This window comes from Kitasatospora sp. NPDC059327 (assembly GCF_042752535.1).
GTDB lineage: Bacteria > Actinomycetota > Actinomycetes > Streptomycetales > Streptomycetaceae > Kitasatospora.
In genome coordinates this window covers 75,453-97,147 of record NZ_JBHYYB010000018.1, presented here as the reverse complement: position 1 = coordinate 97,147, position 21,695 = coordinate 75,453, and the positions used below count along the sequence as shown (strand labels likewise).

The following is a 21,695-nucleotide window of genomic DNA, read 5'->3' as shown; positions in this document are numbered from 1 at the left end:
GAGCGGCGCGGCCGGGTCCGACCGGCGCGGTCGACGGGCGGCCGCGCCGACGGGTACGGGGGAGCAGCAGCGGTGAACGAAGCGGGGCGGCCGGGTCGGGAACACAGGGGCGGCGGACTGTCGGCGGAGCGGACGTCGAGCGACTCCTGGCCGGCCCTGCACGGGCGTCCGGTGCTGCGGCGGACGGTCGCGGTGGGTCTGGTGCTGGCCGTCGCGGTCGCGGCGGCGCTGCTGGTCCGGGGCGTCAACGCGCTCACGCTGGGCCGCGGCGCGATCGAGACCGACCGCGACCGCGCCGAGCTGCTGGCCGGCCTCCACCCCTCCCAGCACCCGGGCGCGGGCCGCTACTACGTCCCGGTGGGCGCGGTGTACACGCGCACGGCGGACGGCGTGCCGGTCGCCTATCTGCATTACCGGCTCGGCGGCGGCCAGGACATCGGGGTGGGCGACTTCCTGCGGACGTACGACCTGCCCGCTCCCGGCCCCAGCGCGCCGCTGCCGGCCGATCTCGCGGCGGCCCTCGGCGGTGACGAGCCGGCCGAGGCCCCGGAACTCCCCGGTCCGGACGGGCCCGCGGCACCCGCGCCCGGGACACCCGCACCGGAGGCACCCGCACCGGGGACACCCGCGCCGACCCCTTCGGACGCCGCGACGCCCACCGAGTCGGCCGTCGAGGTGTCCCCCTCTCCCACGTGTACGCCGCCGCCTCCCGACGAACCCGGCGGGACGGCCGGGGCGGACGACCGGCCCGACCCCGCGGCGGCGTCGGGGGCGGTATCCGGGTCGGTAACCGGGTCGGCGGCGGAACCGGCCCCGGGCGGGCTCCAGGCCGGCGGCCCGGCCGGAGACGAACCTCCCGAGCCCACGACGTCCCCCACCCCCACGGCCACGCCGACGCCGGTCCTGCCCCCGGAGCCCACCCACCCCACCTCGGGCCGCCGCATCTACGTCGCCGTCACCTCCGGCGGTCTCCCCGGCGCGGCGGACATCTACGTCCGCGCGACCGGCTGACGCCCCCGCCCGGCGCACCCGGCACCGCGGGAACTCACTGGGCCGGCCCGGCGGAGGACTCCCCCCGCAGGGTCAGTGCGAGACCGTCGGCCGCGACCTCCTGCGGAGCGACGGACCGGAGCGTCCACGCGTTGTCCGTCACCAAGACCTGCCGGTACCGCTCGGCGGGCGCGGTCACCTTGAAGACGTACCCGGCCGCGGCGCCGTCCTGCCAGGTCGCCGGGAGCGGGATCCGGAAGAGCCGGCCCTTCGAGGAGACCAGCAGGTCGGCGCGGAACGTACAGGACTTGGTCCGGCTCTGGAACGTGACGACGAGCTGCCGGGCGTCGCCCTTGTCGAGGGCGACGTTGTGGGTGAACGGCCCGCCGAGGACCTCCTGCGGCGATCCGTCGGGGCCCGTGCCGGTCTCCACGTTGTGCGCGATCGGCTTCTGCACGTCCAGGTTGAAGCCGATCCCGGTCGGCGGCGCTTCGTCGCCGCCGTCCCCGACGCCCGGCGGGCGGAAGGCCGCACCGCTCAGCGGCGCCTGACAGCTGAGCTCGCTCAACTCCGCACCCTGGACGACCACCGTGGTCCTGTGCCGGCTCTGCACGGTCACGGCCGTGCCCGTCCTCCCGACGGGGGTGCGGGCCTCCAACCATGTGAAGATCTCGACGCCGTTCACCGGGAACGCCCTTCCGTCGGCGGCGGGATCCGGGCTGCCGTCGGCGTACCAGGCGGGCCCGTACCAGGCGCCACCGGCGGAGACGAGGAGCGGCGGCCCGTTCTCGTTCGCCTCGTCCTCCTGCCGGTCCCGGTACTCGGCGGCGTCCTTGCGCAGGCCGGACTCCGTGGTGCGGTGGCTGTCGTAGAAGGCGAACCAGCCGATCACACCGCCCACCACGGTGACGACGGCGATGGCGAGGGCGAGCAGCCTGCCCGCCCGCCCCGGTGTCCCGGCCCCCGCCCCGTCGGCCGCCGGGGCGGGGCTCGACGGCTCGGGGCCCGACTGACGGGGAACGGTGGCCGGCGGTGGTGGTGACGTCTGCGTCGTGTTCGGCCTCCCGGCATCCGTCCGCGGTGTCGACGGATCGTCGCCCATACTCGCTCCCGGCCTGATTGGTTCGTTCAAGTCCGATGCATGGTAGTCGAGTTGGGATTCGATCCGGTGACCGATCGGGCACCTGGAGTTCGATGCCGACTCGTCGGGCCGACCGGAAACCCGCGCGACGGGACGGCACTCTGTGCGGTACGACTGGCGGATCATCGGAGAAGGCGGGAGCAGGAACGCATGCGGGTGGCGCGGTGAAGTTGCGAACCACGGTCCAGCGGGTCCGGGTCGGCCGGGACGAGTACCGGGTGGTCACCGCCGCCCCACGGACCCCCGGAGCCGTGCTGTACGACGACTCGTGGTCCCTGCAGATGGTCGTCGACCGCCCGGCCGCCGCCGGCCTCGCGGCGGCCTGGGCCCTGGCCGCCCGCTCCCCGCGCTCGCTGATCCACCTGCCGCTGCGCGCCACCGCGGGCCCCGCCGACCCCTTCGCCCCGGACCGGCTGGACCTCGTGCTCCTCCACCACAGCCTGGGCTTCCCGCCCTCCCGCTGGAAGGCGGTTCGAGGGCGCCTGCGCACCGGCCGGCCGCACACCGCGGACATCCCCGACAGCGACTTCCCGGCCGAGGACGCCATCGACCACCGCCGCCGCGGCTTCGCCGGCTGGCGGGACGAACTGCGCTTCGCCAGCGCCGCCCGCACCCTCTTCCTCACCGGCAGCGCCACCGCCTTCCGCTGGACCGGCGCCTGGATCCGCTCACTGAGCACCGAGGCCCCCGCCGCCCTGACGCGCTACCCGCCGGGCTCCCACTACTGCGTCACCCTGCGGCACGAGAGCACCGACCCGTACCGGACCGCGAAGGGCACCCCGGGCCTCCTGCACATCGAGTACACCTCGAAGCGGTGACCACTGCCGCGCCGACCGTGGCTGCCGTCGTCCCGGCCCGGGCCAGGCGGGTCGGCCTGATCGCGGGGTCGATGGTGAGCCGGTACTCGGCGTCGGTGACGTGTCCGCTCGATGTGCTCGATCAGTCGCAGAGTGTCCGTCGCGGTCGTGGTGTTCGCCCGCCCCAGTGGCCCGAGCTCCCGTTCGGAGAAGCCGGCCGGGAAGGCCGTCGAACTCAACCGCAGGTCTTTGATCGTCGCGTCGATCCGCTCCTGCCCCAGCGCATCGCGGACGTACTCGGCCGCCGGGTCGTCGCTGGTCACCAACGAGAAGCCGCACAATTCCCGGACGGCGTCAGATCGCGACGCACTGCGGGCGGTGTAGCGGTGTAGCGGTGTGTGGTTCGGCGGCGCACTGGGCATCGGGGGAAAGGAATCTGATGGACCACCTGACGCGGGGCGGGTCGGTCGAAAAGCCTTGGCGCCGCTCCGGCGCGGGCGCATAGGCTCCGTCCCCGGCGTGCGGCGCGGCCCGCGGGCACGGCCGTGCCCGTACCACGCAGAGGAGATCCGTGTCCGGCGCGAAGATGCATGCCGATGAGGTCGACATCGACGAGGCGCTCGTCGCCCGGCTGGTGGCCGCGCAGTTCCCGCAGTGGGCGGGGCTCCCCCTGGTGAAGGTCCGCTCCGCCGGGACGGACAACGCCATGTACCGGCTGGGCACCGGGCTGACCGTGCGGCTGCCGCGCATCCCCGGCGCCGCCGGGGACATCGCGAAGGAGAACCGCTGGCTGCCGTTCCTCGCCCCGCACCTGCCGCTGACCGTGCCGGCGCCGTTGGCGCAGGGGGTCCCCGGCGAGGGCTTCCCGTTCCCGTGGGCGGTGTACCGCTGGCTCGACGGCGACAACCTCTTCGACCGGCCGCCGGTCGAGCAGCGCGAGGCCGCCGCGGTGCTGGGCGGCTTCGTCACGGCCCTGCGGGGGGTCGACGTCTCCGACGCGCCGCCGTCCTACCGGGGAGGGCCGGTCGGCGAGCGCGACGACGAGGTCCGGGCGGCGATCCGGGGCCTGGGCGCGGACGGCGCGGTGGACGCGGACGCCGCGACGGCCGCCTGGGAGGGTGTGCTCCGGCTGCCGCAGTGGGAGGGTGCGCCGGTCTGGCTGCACGGGGACCTGTTGCCGGGCAACCTGCTGGCCCGGGAGGGCCGGCTCAGCGCGGTGATCGACTTCGGTGTGGCGGGGGTCGGTGACCCAGCCTGCGACATGATGGCCGCCTGGACGCTGTTCTCCGCCGGGACCCGCGAGGTGTTCCGCGAGGCGGCCCGGGTGGACGACGCGACCTGGGGCCGGGGGCGCGGCTGGGCGTTGTGCTTCGGGCTCACCGCCGAGCACCACTACCGGGTGACGAACCCGGTGCTGGCGGCCGTGGGCCGCCGCGCGGTGGCCGAGGCCCTCGCGGACCTCCGCGGCGCCTGAGCGGCCCGACCGTCCGCCGGCACGGGCCGCACGGGCCGGACGGGCCGGCCGGACGGGCCGAAAGCCCCGACCGCCGGCAGGAGCCGGGCGGTCGGGGCTTTCGTGACGGGTCGCTCCGCCGCGGGGCGGGCGGGGAAGGGCGGGTCAGGCGCCGCTCCGCGCCTCGGCCTGCTCCTGGAGCAGGCCGGCGATCCGGTTCAGGTCGTTGACGACGTCGAAGAAGGTCGTGATGTCCTTGGTCGACGCGCCGTTCACGGCCAGGTAGAAGGTGTGCAGCCGGCCGTGGCCCGCGTCGAGGTAGCCGCCGAGCGTCTCGGCGCCGATGGCGAGCCGCTGGTTCACCGCGTCCAGGCCGGCGACGGTGCCGGGCTTCGCCCACACCTTGCCCTTGCCCGGGCAGGTCGGGCAGCCCGCGCAGGCGCCGGCCAAGGAGCCGTCCACGCCGAGGATCGGCAGTGCCTCGCGGAACCGGGTGGCCTCCGGGGTGCCCTGCCAGTAGTGCAGGATCTCGTTCTCCACGTCGGGCGTGACCCGGTCGACGGGGTTGCCGCCGCGTCCGTCCAGCAGTTGCACCTTGGTCGGGTCGATCCCGGCCTGGCGCAGGAAGTCCTCCAGGACGGGGAAGCCGTCCTCGCACTGGTGGCTGCCGGCCGCGACGGCCATCAGGCAGATCCCGAGGTTGGCCCCGAGGTTGTGGCTGACCTTCAGGATCAGCCGCGCGTACTCGGCGTAGACCGGCGAGACGAAGGCGGCGACGCGCTGCGTCCCGTCGTAGGAGGCGGGCACCACGCCGACGGGGTTCGGCCCGGTCGGCGGGGCGGTGACGGTGACACCGGCCCGGGCGAGCGCCTCGATCAGCGCGGTGCGCCCGAACGCGTCCGGGTCCTGGACGGTGGAGACCCGCAGGGTGGGCTGCGCGTCGGCGGCGATGGTGCCCGACAGGGTGATGTGGGTGCCGTCCGGCGAGGCGGCGACCGCGATGTCGGTGGTGCCGCCGGCGGCCACCGTCCGAACGGTCGACTCCACCTGGTAGGGCGCGACCTGCGGCCGCCAGCTGAGCCGGGCCGGTTGGCCGGGGGCGGTGGGCGTGGTCAGCAGGTCGATGAGGTTGTCGTTGATGATCAGCGGGGTCGGTGTCGGGTCCAGCTCGGGGAAGGACGAGAAGAGCCGCGAGTCGATCGCGACGTCGCCGTGGACCTCGGTGAGACCCGACGCGCGGACCTGCCGGGCGATCTGGTCCAGTCCGGCGAGCGGGTTCTCCGGCGTGAGCGTGGCGCCGGGCAGGTCGTTGGCGTAGGTGTGGTCGATCGGGCGGAAGTCGACCGAGCCGTCCGGTTCGGTCCGGCCGCCCATGGTGAGGTCGCCCTGGGCGACCAGCACCAGGGAACCGTCCAGCACCGACCCGGACCGGTCGCCGACGGCCTGCACGGGCGTCGTGAACCGGTGCTCACCGCCGAGGGTGTGCCAGGTGCCGGAGACGCTGACCAGCTTGGCCGTCGAACCGGGGATGAAGAACTGGTCCGGGTACTGGGAGTGGATCACCTCGCCGGTCGTGTCGTCGATCTCCAGCAGGCCCCACTGGGCGTGCTGGTACGCCGGCTTTCCCATGATCGCGAGGATGTCGGGGCTGAGGCCGTCGTGGTGCGCGGGTGCCGCGCCCGCCGCGCCGGTCGAGACGACGGCGGCCACCGCCGTGGTGACGGCGGTGGCCCAGGTACGCCACTGTCGAGGGGCCGATCTCATGTACCCACCTACTCCCGGCCGGGGGCCGGCCGTCATGACGGATGGTCAGTCCGGGCAGACATACCGTCCTGCGGTGGGGCGTCGAACGTCGTGGCGCACTCTTCACCCGCATGCCCCCACGTCACCCGGATGCCCCCACGCCGCTCCCGGCGCGCGGGCGCGGGGCGCGGTGAGCCGGATGCCGGCGCGGCGGCGGGGCCGGTCACGGCGCGACCGGTCACGACGCGACCGTCACCACCGGTTCGTGCCGCACCGGGAAGTTCACCGAGGAGGCGATGAAGCAGGCCCGGTGGGCGTCGGCGTGCAGCGCCAGCGCCTTCTCCACCATCTCCGCCGAGGCCACCTCGATCCGCGGACGCAGCACCGCCTCGGTGAAGTGCCCGCCCTCGGCGGTCTCCGCCATCGTGCCGACGGGACGGTCGGCGTAGTCGGTGACGACGACGCCGTTCACCGCGCACAGGTGCAGGTACCAGAGCAGATGGCACTGCGCGATCGAGGCGAGCAGCAGCTGCTCGGGGTTCCACCGGGCCGGGTCGCCCCGGAAGGCGGGGTCGGCGGAGCCGGGGATGGTCGGGCGGCCCTCGGCCGCGACCTCGTGGGCGCGCCCGTACGAGCGGTAGTCGCTGGTACCGCTGCCCTGGTTGCCCGTCCAGGTGATCTCGGCGGTGTAGGTGTGCAGCTTGGCCATGGGTGCCTCTCCGCGTCCGGGGGTCGGGCACCCAGTCAACCGCACCGGCCGGGCAGCCCGTTCGGGCGGGACGACCACCGGACGGCTCGGCACCGGACGACCCGTCGGGCCGTCCGGTGCCCGGTCGTCCGGTGCCGGGCAGTCCGGGTCACCGCCACGGCTCCGGGAGGTTCACGCGATGGTGACGTCGATCCCCATCTGCTCCGCTCCCGGGGTCCCGGCGACGGTGAGGGTGACGCCGCTCCAGGTGCCGTCCGGCTCGTCGAGCGCCGGTTGGGTGTGCTGTCCGATGCTGCTGTTGCCCAGGGAAGGGTAGAGGTCGGTCTTGTCGCCCCGGTTGCCGGTGCCGAAGATCTTGGCCAGGTCGTTCCGGCCGTCGGCCTGCATGAGCTCGATGGCCAGGTGGTGTTCGTCGTTGACGTTGTCGATGGCCTCGTCCACCACGTAGGCGGCCACGCCCTGGGAGGGCAGGAAGGTGTCCTGGCCGTGCTGGCGGCGGTATTCGACGATGAGGTACTGGCTCTCCTTCATCCGCTGGGGGTTGCGGACGAACAGCAGGTCGCCGCCCTCGGCGACGGGCCGCAGGGTGATGCCGGTGGTGGTGGCGGCGACCTCCTGGGGGGTGGTCCAGCCGTGGAACATCCGGAGCATGCCGTTCGGGAAGACCGGGGTGATCCCGTCGTTGCCCCAGGAGCCGCCCGCCATCAGGCAGTAGTCGCCGAGGCCGTTGGACGTCGTCGCCTCGACGCGTCCGGTGTCGTAGAAGTCGGCCCAGCGGGCGGCCAGGTGGCCCCACTCGTGGGCGCAGACGCCGACCGCGCAGTCCTCGGGGACGGTCAGGAAGGTCTGCACCCGCAGGCCGGGCGAGACCTCCACGCCGTTCTCGCCGGGCGGGTTCCACTTGAGGCTCCAGATGTCGCCCGGCCGCTCGGTCTGCTCGGCGCCGCTGCCCGCGTGGACGATGAACAGGGCGGTGACGAGGCCTTCGCCGAGGGCGTCGTAGTCGGCGGAGAAGTCGATGCCCTGTTTGAGCGCGAGCTCCAGGGTGTCGGCCGCCATGCCCTGCGAGTTCCGGGGCGGATTGCCGGTGCCCGACTGGTTGTCGGCGTAGAACGACAGCGGGTGCGGCAGGCGGAACCAGCCGTGCACCTCGCCCTGGACGTCGATGCCGCGGTCGGTCGGCCGGGCCGGGTCGAAGCCGCTGATCAGGCGGTAGTAGTCGCGCATCGACCCGGTGGTGAAGGTGTCGGCGCTGAACAGCATCTGCTCGAAGTGGCCGACGGTGTGCTCGGGGCTGTGCGGGTGGTCGGGGAAGTCGACCAGCAGGACCAGGGTGCGGATGGTCCCCCGCAGCTTCTTGGTCGGACGGGTGATCAACTGGGCCCCGGTGCTGGGGCCGGGGCGGACGGCGCCGTCGTCGAGGCCGATGACGTTCTCACCACGCCGCCGGGAGCGCCAGACGCGGTAGTACTGCTCGAAGGTGAGGTCCGCCGGGAGCCGCCGGTGCTCGACGAGGTCCTGGTAGCGGGCGCGGAGTTGGGCGAAGGCCTTGGGGGACAGCGGCACCGGGCAGGCGTGGCGGTCGTCGACGGGACGGTGATGCAGCGGGGTTAAGGTGTGACGCATCGTGACGGCTCCTTTGAGCCAGCTCACTCCGCGGGGGTGTGGCGACCTCGCCGAGTGGGCGGTCGCCGGCCGTCGGTCGGTTCGCCGAGGGGTGGTCGGATCACCCGACGGCGGTCGGGTCCGACCGGCACCGGTTGCGAAATAGGCGATTTTCGGCTATCTGTCCCTATTCTGACGCCCCGGGCGGGGAAAGCACCAGACCCGAGGGCCCGTCGGTTCGCTCAGCCCGCGCGGTGCGCGGCCGCGGCCGCCGCGAACGAGGCGGCGAGCTGCGGTGATCCTGCCCAGTGCAGGTGCAGATACGAAGCGTGAACGTTGCCCAGCGTGCCGCCGGTGAAACCCTCGGTGCGCGGACCGGTCGGCAGTCGCCAGCCCCAGGCGGGCCGTTCCCCCGCCGCCGGTTCGCAGACCGTGCGGTGGAACTCGTGCCCGCGCACCCGGGTGCCGGTCGGTCCCAGCGGCGAGTCGGTCAGCGCGACGGCCTCCCGGTACCCGAGGGTCAGCCGCTCGGTCATCCGGGCCGAGGTGTCCAGCACGCCGCACATCGGCAGACCGTCCAACTCCTGCCCGAGGTAGAGCAGTCCGGCGCACTCGGCGGCGACGGGGGCGCCCGAGCCGGCGAACGCGGCGATCGCGGCGCGCAGCGTCGCGTTCGCGCTCAGTTCCCGGACGTACAGCTCGGGGAAGCCGCCGCCGATCACCAGACCGGCGGTGCCCGCGGGCAGCGCGTCGGCGTGCAGCGGGTCGAACGGCACCACCTCGGCCCCGGCCGCGGTGAGCAGTTCGGCGTTCTCGGCGTACGAGAAGGAGAAGGCGGCGCCGCCGGCCACCGCGATCCGGGGCGCTCCGGTCACCGGTTCGACCTCGGCGGCCGGGTCCCACGTGGTGGCGTCCAGTGGCGGAGCCGTCCGGGCCAGCGCCAGGACGGCGTCCAGGTCCACCGAGGCGGCGACCAGCTCGCCCATGTCGGCGACGGCGCGCAGGGCCTCGGCCGAGCGCTCCACGGCCGGGATCAGGCCGAGGTGGCGGGACGGCGTGGCGACCGCCGCCGAGCGCCGCACCGCGCCGAGCACCGGTACGCCCGAGCCCTCCTCCAGCGCCTCGCGCAGCAGCTGTTCGTGCCGGTCGGAGGCGACCCGGTTGAGGATCACTCCGGCGAGCCGGACCTCCGGGTCCCAGGAGGCGAAGCCGTGCACCAGCGCGGCCACCGAGCGGGACTGCGAGGAGGCGTCCACCACCAGCACCACGGGGGCCCGCAGCAGCTTGGCGACGTGCGCGGTGGACGCCAGCTCGCCGCGCCCGGAGGCACCGTCGAACAGCCCCATCACCCCCTCGACCACCGCGACGTCCGCCCCGGCGGCGCCGTGCAGGAACAGCGGCGCGACGCGCTCCGGCCCGCACATGAAGGCGTCCAGGTTGCGGCCCGGCCGGCCGGCGGCCAGGGCGTGGTAGCCCGGGTCGATGTAGTCCGGGCCGACCTTGTGCGGCGAGACCGTCAGGCCGCGCGCGGCGAGCGCGGCGATCAGGCCGGTGGCGACGGTGGTCTTGCCGGAGCCGGAGGACGGCGCGGCGATGACGAGACGGGGGGTGCTGTTCAAGGCTTCACTGCTTTCGCGGACTGACCGGTCGGTGCGCTACTGCGGTCGTGGACTCACCACTCGATGCCGCGCTGGCCCTTGCGGCCGGTGTCCATGGGGTGCTTCAGCTTGGTCATCTCGGTGACCAGGTCGGCGCAGTCGGTCAGTGCCTCGGTCGCGTACCGGCCGGTGATGACCACGTGCTGGCTGCCCGGGCGGTCCTTCAGCACCGACACCACCTCGGCCACGTCGACCCAGCCCCAGTGCATCGGGTAGGTGAACTCGTCCAGCACGTAGAACCGGTAGGTCTCGGCGGCCAGGTCGCGCTTGACCTGCTCCCAGCCCTCCTTGGCGGCCTCCTCGCTGTCCATCTCCATCTCGGTGGAGCGCTGGATCCACGACCAGCCGGAGCCCATCTTGTGCCAGTCGACCGTGCCGCCCTCGCCGGAGGCGCCGAGCACGCGCAGCGCGTTCTCCTCGCCGACCTTCCACTTCGCGGACTTGACGAACTGGAACACCCCGATCGGCCAGCCCTGGTTCCAGGCCCGCAGGGCCATGCCGAAGGCGGCGGTGGACTTGCCCTTGCCGGGGCCGGTGTGGACCGCGGTGATCGGCTGGGTGCGACGCTGACGGGTCGTCAGGCCGTCGTCGGGGACGCTCTCGGGGATTCCCTTGGGCATGTGGTTCAGGCCGCCTTTCGCGTCGCGGTGGCTCGGTGGGCACGGTTGTCGCGGACGAGCGAGGCCACGCCTTCGGCCCGCAGCTCGTCCAGGGTCACGGCGGTGGCACCCAGTCGGGCGGCCAGCGTGCGGGCCAGGCCGAGCCGCACCGGGCCGGACTCGCAGTCCAGCACCACGCTCGCCACGCCCTGGGCGGTGAACAGTTCGGCGGCGCGCTGGGACCGCGCGACGGCGTCCCGCGAGCCGGTCGCCCGGCCGTCGGTCACCACGACCAGCAGCGGGCGGCGGTGCGGGTCGCGCATCCGCTCGACCCGCAGCACCTCGTGCGCGCGCAGCAGCCCGGCCGCCAGCGGGGTCCGGCCGCCGGTGGGCAGCGACTCCAGCCGGGCCGCGCCCACCTCGACCGAGGAGGTCGGCGGCAGGGCCAGCTCGGCGGTCGCGCCGCGGAAGGTGATCATGCCGATCTTGTCGCGACGCTGGTAGGCGTCCATCAGCAGGGAGAGCACGGCGCCCTTGACGGCGGTCATCCGCTGCCGGGCCGCCATCGAGCCGGAGGCGTCCACCACGAACAGCACCAGGTTGGATTCCCGGCCCTGGCGGACCTGCTCGCGGAAGTCGTCCTTGTGCAGCACCAGCGCCCGCGAGTCCCGCCCGCGCGCCACCTGGTGCGGCGCGGCGGCCCGCAGGGTGGCGCTCAGGTGCAGCCGGGCGAGCCGCCCCTGCGGGCGGCGGGCGCGGATGGTGTGGCCGCCGTCGGTCTCGGCGGGGGAGCGGCGGCCCTGGGCGCCCTTGCCGGTGCCCTCGACCTTGAACAGCCGGGTGCGGTACGGCTCGCCGGCCGCCACCGGCGCGGACTCCGGGGTGCCGCCGCGGTTCTGCCGCGGCACCGGCTCCCCGGCGGCGGGTGCCTCCGGCTCGGGCCCGGCGGCCGCGGAGCCGTCGGGCGCGTCGGAGGGCGCGGGTGCGCCGCCGCCGTTGTCGGGGCCGCCGTCCGGGCCGCCGCCGTCCGGCCCCGGGCCGTCGTCCTCGGGCCCGCCGTCCCGGGGGTCCTCACCCTCGGGCTTCGGCTCCTCGGCGGCGCTCTCCTCGGCGGCGCTCTCCTCGGGCTCCTCCGGCCCGGCGTGCTCCTCCAGCGTCCGGTCCAGCTGCTCCTCGTCCAGGCCCGGCGCGTCGAAGGGGTTGCGCCGACGGCGGTGCGGCAGGGCCAGCTGGGCGGCCTTGCGGACGTCCTCCTCCAGCACCTCGGTCCGGCCCGCCCAGGCGGCCAGGGCGACGGCGGTGCGGGCCATCACGATGTCCGCGCGCAGCCCGTCCACCTCGAACGCGGCGCAGACGGCGGTGATCTGACGCAGCGCCACGTCCGTCAGCACGACCGAGGGCAGCAGCTCGCGCGCCGCGGTGATCCGTCCGGCGAGCGCGCGCTCGTCCTCGGCGAACCGTCCGGCGAAGCCGGCCGGGTCGGCGTCGTACGCCAGCCGGCGGCGGACCACCTCGGCGCGCTCCGTCGGCTCCCGGGTGGCGGCGATCTCCACGGTCAGGCCGAACCGGTCGAGCAGCTGCGGGCGCAGCTCGCCCTCCTCCGGGTTCATCGTGCCGACCAGCAGGAAGCGCGCGGCGTGCCGCACCGACACGCCCTCGCGCTCCACGTAGGAGCGGCCCATCGCGGCCGCGTCCAGCAGCAGGTCCACCACGTGGTCCTGGAGCAGGTTGACCTCGTCGATGTAGAGCACGCCCCGGTGGGCCCGGGCCAGCAGACCCGGCTCGTACGCCTTGACGCCCTCGGCCAGCGCGCGCTCCAGGTCCAGCGAGCCGACGATCCGGTCCTCGGAGACGCCGACCGGCAGCTCGACCAGCCGGGCGGGGCGGTGGGACTCGTCGGCGCCGTCGTGCGCGCCGTCCGGGCACTGCGGGTCCGGTGCCGCCGGGTCGCAGGCGAAGCGGCAGCCGTCGACGGCGGCGATGGACGGCAGCAGGCCGGCCAGCGCGCGCACCATGGTCGACTTGGCGGTGCCCTTCTCACCGCGCACCAGCACGCCGCCGACGGCCGGGGAGACCGCGTTGAGCAGCAGCCCGAGCCGCAGGTCGGCCATTCCGACGATCGCGGTGAAGGGGTAGCGGACGTCACTCATGATTCTCCAAGGGGGCCCCGGGCGGCAGGAACGGCAGCGAACCCGCGGCCGGCACCCCGCCCTCGATCAGCTTCCACAGCGCGTCGGTGTCCGCGTGCTCCTCGATCAGGTCGCCCAGCCGGTCCAGCCGGGCCTCGCGCGCCTCGGCGAACGACGTGTCCGGGGCGGGCACGAAGGCCCGGCCCGTCGCCTCGGCCACCTTGCGCAGCAGCGCGCGGCGGAAGTCGTCGTTCTCCAGCACGCCGTGCCAGGTCGTCCCCCAGACCGGTCCGACCCGGCAGCCGTCCAGGCTCCGGCCGTCCTCGTCGGTGACGAACGCGGTGCCGCCCTCGACGGTCACCACGCCGTGGTGGATCTCGTAGCCCGCGACCGGCTGCCCGAACGCCCGGCCGACCGGCCGGGCGAGCACCTTCTCGGCGCCGAACCGGACGTGGGCGGGCAGCAGGGCCAGGCCGTCGACGGCGCCGGCCCGGGACTCGACCTCGTCGTGGATGGCGCGCGTCAGCATCTGGTAGCCGCCGCAGACGCCGAGGACCGGCAGCCCGGCCGCGGCCCGGGCCCGCAGGGCCGGCTCCAGGCCGCGCTCGCGCAGCCAGGCCAGGTCGGCCACGGTGGCCCGGGTGCCGGGCAGGATCACCAGGTCGGCGTCGGCCAGCTCCTCGGGCCGGGTGGCCCAGCGGACCAGCACCCCGGGCTCCTGCGCCAGCGCGTCCACGTCGGTGAAGTTGGAGAGCCGGGGGAAGCGCACCACGGCCACCCGCAGCACGTCGGTGCCGAGCGGCCCGCGGCCCTCGGTGCGGTCCACCACGGTGGTCAGGTCCAGCGAGTCCTCGGCGTCCAGCCAGAGCCCGGACAGCATCGGCAGGGTGCCCAGGACCGGACGGCCGGTCAGCTCGCGGAGCATCTCCAGCCCGGGCGCCAGCAGCCGCGCGTCGCCGCGGAACTTGTTGACGAGCCAGCCCGCGACATGCCGTTGGTCCTCCTGGGACAGCAGCGCCAGCGTCCCGTACATCGCCGCGAACACGCCGCCGCGGTCGATGTCGCCGACCACCACGACGGGCAGCGCGGCGGCGGTGGCCAGGCCCATGTTGGCGATGTCCCGGTCGCGCAGATTGATCTCGGCGGGTGACCCGGCGCCCTCGCAGACCACCACGTCGTAGCGGCGGCGCAGGTCGGCCAGGCACTCCAGGGCCCGTTCCAGCAGGACGGGCTTGCGCTCGCGGTAGTCCAGCGCGCCGACCTCGGCGACCGCCCGGCCGAGCAGCACCACCTGGCTGCGGCCGTCCGCGCCGGGCTTCAGCAGCACCGGGTTCATCGCCGCCTCGGGCTCCACCCGGGCGGCCTGGGCCTGCATCGCCTGGGCGCGGCCGATCTCCGCGCCGTCGGCGGTGACGAAGGAGTTCAAGGACATGTTCTGCGCCTTGAACGGCGCCACGGCGACGCCCTGACGGGCCAGCCAGCGGCAGATGCCGGCGGTGACCACGCTCTTCCCGGCGTCCGAGGTCGTCCCGGCGACCAGCAGTGCGTTGCTCACGCGCTCCCCCTTCTCGTCCCCGCCCCGAAGGCCCGCACGACGGCGTGCCCGGCGACGGTCGTACCCAGTGCGAGCAGCCCCACCCGGCGGGAGAGCCGGCAGGCGCGCTCGATATCGTCCACCGTCACCGGCCGCAGCTCGCCGCCCAGGACCGGCCGGTGCTCCACCCGGGTGCCGTACCGCAGGGTGCCGCCGAGGCGCACCCCGACGGCGCCGGCGAAGGCCGACTCGGCCTGGCCCGCGTTGGGGCTGGGGTGGGCGGAGCCGTCCCGGCGCCAGACCCGCCAGGCCGTCCGGGGCTCGGGCGCGGCGGCGACCGCCAGCAGCGCGGTCAGCCGGGCGCCCGGCCAGCCCGCCAGGTCATCCAGCCGGGCCGAGGCCCAGCCGAACCGGGTGTGGCGGGGCGAGCGGTGGCCGACCATCGCGTCGAGGGTGTTGACCGCGCGGAACGCCAGCAGCCCGGGCGTGCCCGCGAGGGCGCCCCAGACGAGCGCGTTGACCACGGCGTCGGCGGTGTTCTCGGCGACCGACTCGACCACCGCGCGGGCGATCTGCTGCTCGTCGAGGGCGCTCGGGTCGCGTCCGCACAGGTGCGGCAGCCGCTCGCGCGCCGCCGCGAGGTCGTGCGCGGCGAGCGAGCGCCCGATCGTGCGGGCCTCGCGGGTGAGCGAGGTGCCGCCGAGCACCGTCCAGGTCGCGGCGGCGGCCAGCGCGGCCCGCCCGAGCGGCCGGCGGCCCAGGGTGCGGTCGGCGGCCACCGCGCCGGCGGCGACGGTGCCCACGCAGAGCGCGGTGAAGGCGGTGCCGACCGCGCGGTCGTCGCGCCAGATCCGCCGCTCCAGCCGGCCGGCCGCGCCGCCGAAGACGGCCACCGGGTGGCCGCGCCGCGGATCGGCGAAACGGGCGTCGGCGAGGTATCCGGCGACGGCGCCCAGCGCGAAGGCGGCGGCGCGGGTCAGCGGGCGCACGGTGGACAGCAGAGGGCTCGGAAGGTCGGGGCAGCCTGCATCGCGTGCGTGTCCTCACTCAGGGTCCGCGCCCTGGATCGACGAACCGGGGGCGAGAGTCTCCTGGCTTCCGGGGTCGAACGCACCCCCGGGCCTCCGGCCGCCGCTGACGGCTCGCCGTGATGGACCCCTCCGGCGCCGCGTCGGGCGAGGAGGGACTCCGAGTGTGCTCCCCGGTGACAGTGGCGGGACCGCGCCGGACTCGCACCGGCTTCCTCTGCATGCCTCCGTTTGGCTGAAGGATCCCATCACGCGGCCGAACCGTGCGTCAACCAAGGTCACGGAGGGGTTGGTCACAGCGCCCGGGGGTTTCCCGGCCCCGTCGCTACCTCTGATCACCACCCCCCGCAGGGGCATGACAGCCTGTGTGATCGTCCAGTCGCCTGGAGAACCCTCCAGGCCCGCTTCGTGTGTTCGGCGGCTGGGGGGCGGCCGGACCACCCCCTACCGTCGGGTCCCATGCGACGCAGACAGCCACCCGCCGTGCCTCCGGTGCCCTTCTCGCCCGCGGCCGCCCGCGCGCACCGCGCCGGACTCGGCCTGACCCCCGACCAGGTGGTCGAGGGCATGGCCGCGCACGGTGTCCGGCTGCTGCCCACCCACCTGCTCGGCTGGGAGAGCGGCGCGCTGCGCCCCACCGAGGAGGAGTTCATCGCGCTGGCCCGGGCGCTCTGGTGCCCGCCGGCCCAGCTGATGGGCGTCCGCCCGGCCCGGCTGCGGGACTTCCGGGTCGCCCGGGAGCTCAACCAGGAGAGCGCGGCCCGCCGGATCGGCATCGCCCTGCGGCAGTACCAGCAGGCCGAGGCGACCGGGCGGTGGGACGGCGAGCAGGAGCAGACGTACGCGCTGGCCCAGGTGCTCGGCCTGACGCTGCGCGAGCTGGTCGCGGTGACGGGCCGGGCGGACGAGCTGGACCGGCGGCTGCGGCAGTGCGTGGACAGCCGCTGGCAGGCGCACGTGCGGCCGATCGGCCGGATCGTGCCGGTACACGAGGACGACCTCGCCACCGTGCTGACGGCGCTGCAGAAGGAGTACCAGGTCACCTCCCACTGGGGCGCCGGCAGCTGGGGCTCCCCGGCCCCGGCGGCGGGCCCCGAGGCGGCGCAGGCGGCCCGGCCGCCGGGCGAGCGGTTCTGGGAGCTGCTGGGGCGGCTGGAGACCGAGATCCCGGTCTGACCGGCCGCGGTCCTCCCCGCTCCCCCTTCCGTCCTCCGCTTGCCTTCTCCGTTTCCCTGTCTCCGCTTCCGTTCCCTCCTTCCGTGATTCGCGTCGCGAGCCCCGCCGCGAGCCCTGCCCCGCCGCGAGCCCCGCCGCACCGTGAACCCCGCCGCACCGTGAACCCCGCCGCACCGTGAACCCCGGGCCGGCGTGACCCGGACGGCCGTGTCCGGTGGCCGGGCGCCGTTCCCACGAGTGGACTGGTGGGCACAGTGCCCAGTCCGCGACGAACAGAGCGGGGAGCGATATGCGTTGGGGAACCGCGGCCGTAGTGGCGGCCGCCGTCGTCGGGACCGGGGCCGCCGTCCTGCTGATCGGCCGGCGGGCGTCCGAGCGGATGGTCAACCCGGCGGCCGCCCGTGAGCGGCCCGCCGGCCCCGTGGTGGTGCTGGCCCTCGGCGCGGGTCGGGCCACCTTCACCCGCACCGCCGAGAGCGCCCGCCCCGGCCGCTGGGCCGTCGAGTGGGCCGACGGCGGGCACGCGGTGGTCGACGAGATCCTGCACGCGGACGAGCGGGGCGTCACCCGGCGACTGGTCCGCGCCGACCGGGGCACCCTGGCTCCCGGCACCTCGGTCCGCTTCACGCCCCGCGTCCACCTCGGCGATCCGACCTCCGCACTCGGCCTGCCGTTCACCGAGACCGCCGTGGAGGGCGAGCTGGGCGCGCTGCCCGCCTGGTGGCTCGACGGCAAGCGCGGTACCTGGGTGATCCTGGTGCACGGCCCCGGCGCCGACCGGCAGCAGACCCTCCCGGTGATCCCCGTGCTGGAGCGGTTCGGCCTGCCCGTCCTCGCCGTCACCTACCGCGGCGACGAGGGCGCGCCCGCCTCCCCGGACGGCCTCGGCCACTTCGGGGAGACCGAGTGGCGGGACGTCGAGGCGGCCCTGCGGCTGGCCCTCGACAGCGGCGCCGGGCGGGTCGTCCTGTACGGCTGGTCGCTCGGCGCGACCATGGTGCTGCAGACCGCGGCCCGTTCGGCGTGGGCCTCCGCGATCAGCGGCCTGATCCTGGACTCCCCGGTGCTCGACTGGTCGGCCTCCGCCCGCCGGGGCGCGGCCCGGGCCGGCTACCGGGGCGCCGCCGGCGAGCTGGGCGCGCTCGCCGCCGAGGGCCGGGCCGGCGTGGATCTGGCCGACTTCGCCCGCCTCGCGGACGGTACCGACCTGCGGGTGCCCACCCTCCTCCTGCAAGGGCCCGACGACACGCTGGCCCCCTGGCGGGCCGCCGCCCGGCTGGCCGACCGGCGCTCCGACGTGGTCGGCCTCCGGGCCGTGCCCGGCGGGGAGCACGCGGGCCTCTGGAACGCCGACCCCGACCGCTACGAGGAGCACCTCCGGCGCTGGCTCACCCCGCTGCTCTGACCTCCGCTGCTCCGAGGCCCGCCGCTCCGCCTCCCGCCACCCCGCTCCCGCCGCTCCGGGCCGGGTGACCCCGGGCGGCGGGGAGCGCTCCCGGGCGGGGCCGGACCCACCGGTGGGTCCTCCGGAACCCCCGGTGGGTCCTCCGGAACCCCCGCCGGGTCCTCCGGAACCCCCGGTGGGTCCTCCGGAACCCCCGCCGGGTCCTCCGCTCCCGCCCCGTTCACCCCACCGCCCCCGAGCTGGCGTGTGCGCGTCAGACAGATCCGGCCAGGCGGTTTGGCCTCTGTTGCCCGATCTTGTCGACCCCCCGCGACCGCCTCCCGGTGGTCGGGGCCGATCGGATGTGACAGAAGGCCGGTACAAGGGGAAGACTGCTCGACGTGACGTCTCGGAATCCGCGCGACCGTGATGCCCAGCTCCCGCCGACGATCGGCTCCGGTGCGACGGTGACCCGTCTCCCCGGAACTGCCCACCGCCCCGCCGGCGCCAGGCCGGGCGGCTCCGGCGTACCCCGCCGACGAGGCCCCGCACCAGCCCCCGGCCGTGGCCGGGTCCCGGTGCCGGACGGCTTCCCCGCTCCCGCCGAGCTGGCCCCGCTGGCCCGTCGGATGTTGATCGACGCCGTCCGCATCGCCCGCTGGGCCGGTGAACTCGCCGAGGTCGACAAGCGCGGCGAGCTGCTCCCCGAGGACGCCCGCGACGCCGGCCGCGCCCTCGCCATGACGGTCGGCGCCGCCACCAAGGCCTGGGGCCAGGCCCTGCTGGTCGGCCTGGTCGAGGCCCGGGACGGCGGCGCCGCCCCCGGCTGGCGCCTGCACGCCTGGGAACACGACGACGAGGCCGTGGTCCGCGGCTGGTCGGCCCTGTTCGACGCCTGGACGCTGCTCGCCCCGGTGCCGCCCGCCGCCCTGCGCGGCGTCTTCGCGGTGCTCGCCGGGCAGGCCGTCGACCAGGCACCCCAGCTGCTCTCCTTCCTGCACCTGGTGGCCGGCCCGGTCGCCGACAGCGAGCTGCTGGAGCTGCTGCGCCGGGGCCTGGACGAGCGCCGGGTCGGCGGCGGCGACGGCGCGCTGGGGCTCTCGCCGGTGCCGCACGCCGCGTCGGCGGTCTCGGCCGTCCGCGGCACCTGCCGCGAGCCGCAGATCGACACCCCGGCCGCGCCCGCCGACGTGGCCGCCGTCCTGGACTGGATGCTGGACGGCCTGGCCGCCGTCGGCGCGGTGGTCCGCAAGGACGACGCCGCCGAGCTCTCGCCGCTCGGGCACTGGGCGGTGCGGGCCAAGCTGGAGGAGATCTGCACCGTCGCCCAGACGGCCGCCGGGCACATCGAGCAGAGCGCCTTCGAACTGCTCAACGCCTGCGCCGACTACTCGCCGGGCCCGGCCCGCGCCGAGTTCCGCGCCTGGGTCGCGGCCCGGCCGGCCGACCGGGCGGTGGCCGAACTGCTGGACGCCGCCCAGGGCGACGACGCGCTGGTCCGCGGCCTCGCCTTCGAGGCGCTGCGGGTGGCCGGCTCCACCGCGGAGCAGGCCGTGCGGGCCGCCGTGGACGCCCCGGTGCTGCGCCCCTACGCGCTGCTCTGGCTCGCCGAGCAGTCGGACGAGGGCGTCGCCCCCGCCGATGTGCTGGGCGCGGAGGACGCCGCCTGGCTCTGGGTGGACACCGCGGCCGCCGTGCTCGACCACGGCGAGACCGAGCTCCTGGTGGGCCACGTCGAGGGCGCCTCGGCCGGTGACCCGGTCCGGCTGTTCGCCCGGGCCCGGCAGTCCGGCCACCCCCGGGCGGCCTCGGTGCTGACCGCCGTCTCCAGCGTCCACCCCGACCCGGGCGTGGCCCGCGCGGCTCGCCGCTCGGCCTTCAGCGTCCACCGCGGCGGGGCGTAGCCGCCCCGGGCACGTGCGAGCGCGTCCCGGAGGACAGCGCCCCGGAAGTCCGCGCGCGAGGGCAAGCGAGAGGGCCCGGATCCGTCGAGCGGATCCGGGCCCTTCGTCGTACGTCCGTCGGGATCAGCCGAGCCGGGACTCCGCGCGGCGCGCCCGGACGTCCCCGACCTTCTGGCCGACCTTGCGCCGGATCACCAGCAGCGGGGCCATCGCGGCGAGCGCGATCTGGCCGTAGGCGCCGATGTGCAGCAGGTAGTCGCCGCCCTTCAGGCCGGTCGCCCAGGCCGCCAGGCAGCCGATCGAGAGCACGATCCAGCAGAGCGTGGCGGTGGCCAGCAGCCCCTGCGGCTTCGGGTACTCGATCCGGCTCATCATCAGGTACGCGGTGCCCGCGATGGCCAGCAGACCGGGCAGGAACGGCGGGTCGAGCAGCACGATGGCGATCACCGTCATCGCGCCCATCGGGCAGGGCATGCCCTGGAACACCCCGGGCCGCATCTTCACCGCCGAGAAGCGGGCCAGTCGCAGCACCACCGAGAGCAGCACCGTCAGCGCGATCAGCGCCGAGAGCCGGCTGTCGGAGCCCGGCGAGACCATGCCCCAGACCGCGACGAAGTAGGCCGGCGCGATGCCGAAGCTGATCAGGTCGGCCAGGTTGTCGAGCTCGGCCCCGAGGGCGGAGGAGCGCAGCTTGCGCGCCACCAGCCCGTCGAAGAGGTCGCACATCGAGCCGATCAGCAGCAGCGTCACCGCGGTGGCGGCACTGTGCTTGTCCGGCGCGGCGTCCGGGTTGGTGATGTGCGGGACGAGGACCCCGGTGGTGATCGAGTAGATCGCCAGGAAGCCGCAGACGGCGTTCCCCAGGGTCAGGAAGTCGGCGGTGGACAGGTGCTGGGGAGAGCGCGGGGCGCGCAGCTCGCGGTCGCGCGCCCAACGGCGGCGGCGCAGGGCCGTCTCCTCGTCGTCCAGGCCGACAATCGTCTCAGGATCAGTCACGGTCAAGGCGCGTCACCCCGGCTGTGGTCTTCTGGCCGACCTCGACGCCGACCTCGACGCCGGCCGGCAGGTAGGTGTCGACCCGGGACCCGAAGCGGATCAGACCGATCCGATCGCCCTGCTCGACCTTGGTACCGGCGTCGACGTACGGCACGATCCGGCGGGCCACGGCCCCCGCGATCTGCACCATCTCGATGTCGCCGAGCTCGGTCTCGAAGTGCCAGACGACCCGCTCGTTCTGGTCGCTGTCCTTGTTGAACGCGGGCACGAAACCACCCGCGACATGCTCGACGGACGTCACGGTGCCGGGCAGGGGCGCCCGGTTGACGTGCACGTTGAGCGGGCTCATGAAGATCGCCACCCGGGTGCGGCCGTCCGGCCAGGCGTCGATGCTCTGCACCACGCCGTCGGCGGGGGAGATCACTCTGCCCGTGCCGATCTCACGCTCGGGGTCGCGGAAGAACCACAGCATGCCCGCGCTGAGCGCACAGGCGGGTACCGCCGCCAGGGCCCATGCACCGCTGCGCCGGGTGAGGGCGGTGGTCACGGCGGCCGTGGCGAGGGTGGGGACGAACCAGGGGGTGGCTCCGCGCGCGATGGTCACGCGGGGTCGCCGACCGGCCGTCGTGGCGGCGAGGGCATCGCGGTCCGTGACGGAGGTGTGAGGGGACGGGCTGATGGGCATCGAAGACCTTTGTCGCGGGGGATCATGGCCGCTGGACGGGGGCCACCGCGGGGATCGAGTAATAAAGGGACGGCTGCTGTCCCGGTGGATGCTATCGGGAGCACACGGTGGGTGGGCAACCCGCCTGCTCGGTCATGTGTCCTGCGTGCGGCGCAGCTGCGCCT

Annotated in this window: 18 protein-coding genes and 1 riboswitch; of the genes, 6 read left to right on the top strand and 12 right to left on the bottom strand. The window is 75.2% G+C overall.

The genetic code is table 11. From position 1 onward, the window contains the following. The first annotated feature begins 72 nt into the window (after window positions 1–72). Window positions 73–1,011, top strand: coding sequence for a hypothetical protein (locus ACFXHB_RS14070; protein WP_380574338.1), 939 nt, complete (start codon window positions 73–75; stop codon window positions 1,009–1,011). Between the two features lie 34 nt (window positions 1,012–1,045). On the opposite strand, the gene ACFXHB_RS14065 is transcribed toward ACFXHB_RS14070, so the two are convergent. After that, window positions 1,046–2,092 (bottom strand): hypothetical protein, encoded by a 1,047-nt coding sequence (locus tag ACFXHB_RS14065; protein ID WP_380574337.1) that lies wholly within the window; start codon window positions 2,090–2,092, stop codon window positions 1,046–1,048. Window positions 2,093–2,295: 203 nt separating this feature from the next. Between ACFXHB_RS14065 and ACFXHB_RS14060 the strand changes: the two genes are divergently transcribed. Further along, window positions 2,296–2,949 carry a hypothetical protein gene (locus tag ACFXHB_RS14060; RefSeq protein WP_380574336.1) on the top strand — a complete coding sequence of 218 codons (654 nt, stop codon included), beginning with the start codon at window positions 2,296–2,298 and terminating at the stop codon, window positions 2,947–2,949. Here the strand turns inward: ACFXHB_RS14060 and ACFXHB_RS14055 are convergent. Next, on the bottom strand, window positions 2,853–3,350 hold the full coding sequence (locus tag ACFXHB_RS14055) for a serine hydrolase (protein ID WP_380574335.1): 498 nt from the start codon (window positions 3,348–3,350) through the stop codon (window positions 2,853–2,855). The two genes, ACFXHB_RS14060 and ACFXHB_RS14055, sit on opposite strands and share 97 nt — an antisense overlap. A gap of 164 nt (window positions 3,351–3,514) precedes the next feature. On the opposite strand from ACFXHB_RS14055, the gene ACFXHB_RS14050 reads away from it, so the two are divergent. After that, entirely contained in the window at window positions 3,515–4,402 is an 888-nt protein-coding gene (locus tag ACFXHB_RS14050) for an aminoglycoside phosphotransferase family protein (protein ID WP_380574389.1), read from the top strand. Between the two features lie 144 nt (window positions 4,403–4,546). On the opposite strand, the gene dacB is transcribed toward ACFXHB_RS14050, so the two are convergent. The 8 genes from dacB to ACFXHB_RS14010 form a co-directional block, all read right to left on the bottom strand. Next, the gene (gene dacB / locus ACFXHB_RS14045) at window positions 4,547–6,145 is read right to left on the bottom strand and encodes a D-alanyl-D-alanine carboxypeptidase/D-alanyl-D-alanine-endopeptidase (RefSeq protein ID WP_380574334.1); all 1,599 of its coding nucleotides are present in this window, start codon (window positions 6,143–6,145) and stop codon (window positions 4,547–4,549) included. Between the two features lie 217 nt (window positions 6,146–6,362). After that, complete coding sequence (locus tag ACFXHB_RS14040; RefSeq protein ID WP_380574332.1) at window positions 6,363–6,833, bottom strand: OsmC family protein; 471 nt, start codon at window positions 6,831–6,833, stop codon at window positions 6,363–6,365. A gap of 171 nt (window positions 6,834–7,004) precedes the next feature. Then, window positions 7,005–8,459, bottom strand: a complete 1,455-nt coding sequence (locus ACFXHB_RS14035; protein WP_380574331.1) for a M6 family metalloprotease domain-containing protein — start codon at window positions 8,457–8,459, stop codon at window positions 7,005–7,007. Between the two features lie 221 nt (window positions 8,460–8,680). Next, entirely contained in the window at window positions 8,681–10,057 is a 1,377-nt protein-coding gene (locus ACFXHB_RS14030) for a cobyrinate a,c-diamide synthase (protein WP_380574330.1), read from the bottom strand. Window positions 10,058–10,110: 53 nt separating this feature from the next. Next, a complete protein-coding gene (gene cobO, locus ACFXHB_RS14025; protein ID WP_380574329.1) occupies window positions 10,111–10,716 on the bottom strand; it encodes a cob(I)yrinic acid a,c-diamide adenosyltransferase in 606 nt (201 codons plus the stop codon). 5 nt (window positions 10,717–10,721) lie between these two features. Next, window positions 10,722–12,845, bottom strand: a complete 2,124-nt coding sequence (locus ACFXHB_RS14020) for a putative cobaltochelatase (protein ID WP_380574328.1) — start codon at window positions 12,843–12,845, stop codon at window positions 10,722–10,724. Next, window positions 12,838–14,379, bottom strand: a complete 1,542-nt coding sequence (locus ACFXHB_RS14015) for a cobyric acid synthase (protein ID WP_380574327.1) — start codon at window positions 14,377–14,379, stop codon at window positions 12,838–12,840. The genes ACFXHB_RS14020 and ACFXHB_RS14015 overlap by 8 nt, the downstream gene beginning before the upstream one ends. Then, window positions 14,376–15,347, bottom strand: coding sequence for a cobalamin biosynthesis protein (locus ACFXHB_RS14010; RefSeq protein ID WP_380574326.1), 972 nt, complete (start codon window positions 15,345–15,347; stop codon window positions 14,376–14,378). The genes ACFXHB_RS14015 and ACFXHB_RS14010 overlap by 4 nt, the downstream gene beginning before the upstream one ends. A gap of 95 nt (window positions 15,348–15,442) precedes the next feature. Then, a riboswitch (cobalamin riboswitch) is annotated at window positions 15,443–15,605 on the bottom strand. A gap of 240 nt (window positions 15,606–15,845) precedes the next feature. Here ACFXHB_RS14010 and ACFXHB_RS14005 point away from each other — a divergent pair. The 3 genes from ACFXHB_RS14005 (at window position 15,846) to ACFXHB_RS13995 (ending at window position 19,850) form a co-directional block, all read left to right on the top strand. Then, window positions 15,846–16,562 (top strand): XRE family transcriptional regulator, encoded by a 717-nt coding sequence (locus tag ACFXHB_RS14005; RefSeq protein ID WP_380574325.1) that lies wholly within the window; start codon window positions 15,846–15,848, stop codon window positions 16,560–16,562. Between the two features lie 289 nt (window positions 16,563–16,851). Continuing rightward, window positions 16,852–17,967: an alpha/beta hydrolase family protein gene (locus ACFXHB_RS14000; RefSeq protein WP_380574323.1), complete on the top strand. Its 1,116-nt coding sequence runs from the start codon at window positions 16,852–16,854 to the stop codon at window positions 17,965–17,967. 557 nt (window positions 17,968–18,524) lie between these two features. Then, window positions 18,525–19,850, top strand: coding sequence for a hypothetical protein (locus ACFXHB_RS13995; protein WP_380574322.1), 1,326 nt, complete (start codon window positions 18,525–18,527; stop codon window positions 19,848–19,850). 123 nt (window positions 19,851–19,973) lie between these two features. On the opposite strand, the gene ACFXHB_RS13990 is transcribed toward ACFXHB_RS13995, so the two are convergent. Both ACFXHB_RS13990 and ACFXHB_RS13985 read right to left on the bottom strand, forming a co-directional pair. Beyond that, on the bottom strand, window positions 19,974–20,852 hold the full coding sequence (locus ACFXHB_RS13990; RefSeq protein WP_380574321.1) for a CDP-alcohol phosphatidyltransferase family protein: 879 nt from the start codon (window positions 20,850–20,852) through the stop codon (window positions 19,974–19,976). Then, entirely contained in the window at window positions 20,839–21,531 is a 693-nt protein-coding gene (locus ACFXHB_RS13985; RefSeq protein ID WP_380574319.1) for a phosphatidylserine decarboxylase, read from the bottom strand. The genes ACFXHB_RS13990 and ACFXHB_RS13985 overlap by 14 nt, the downstream gene beginning before the upstream one ends. Window positions 21,532–21,695 lie beyond the last annotated feature (164 nt).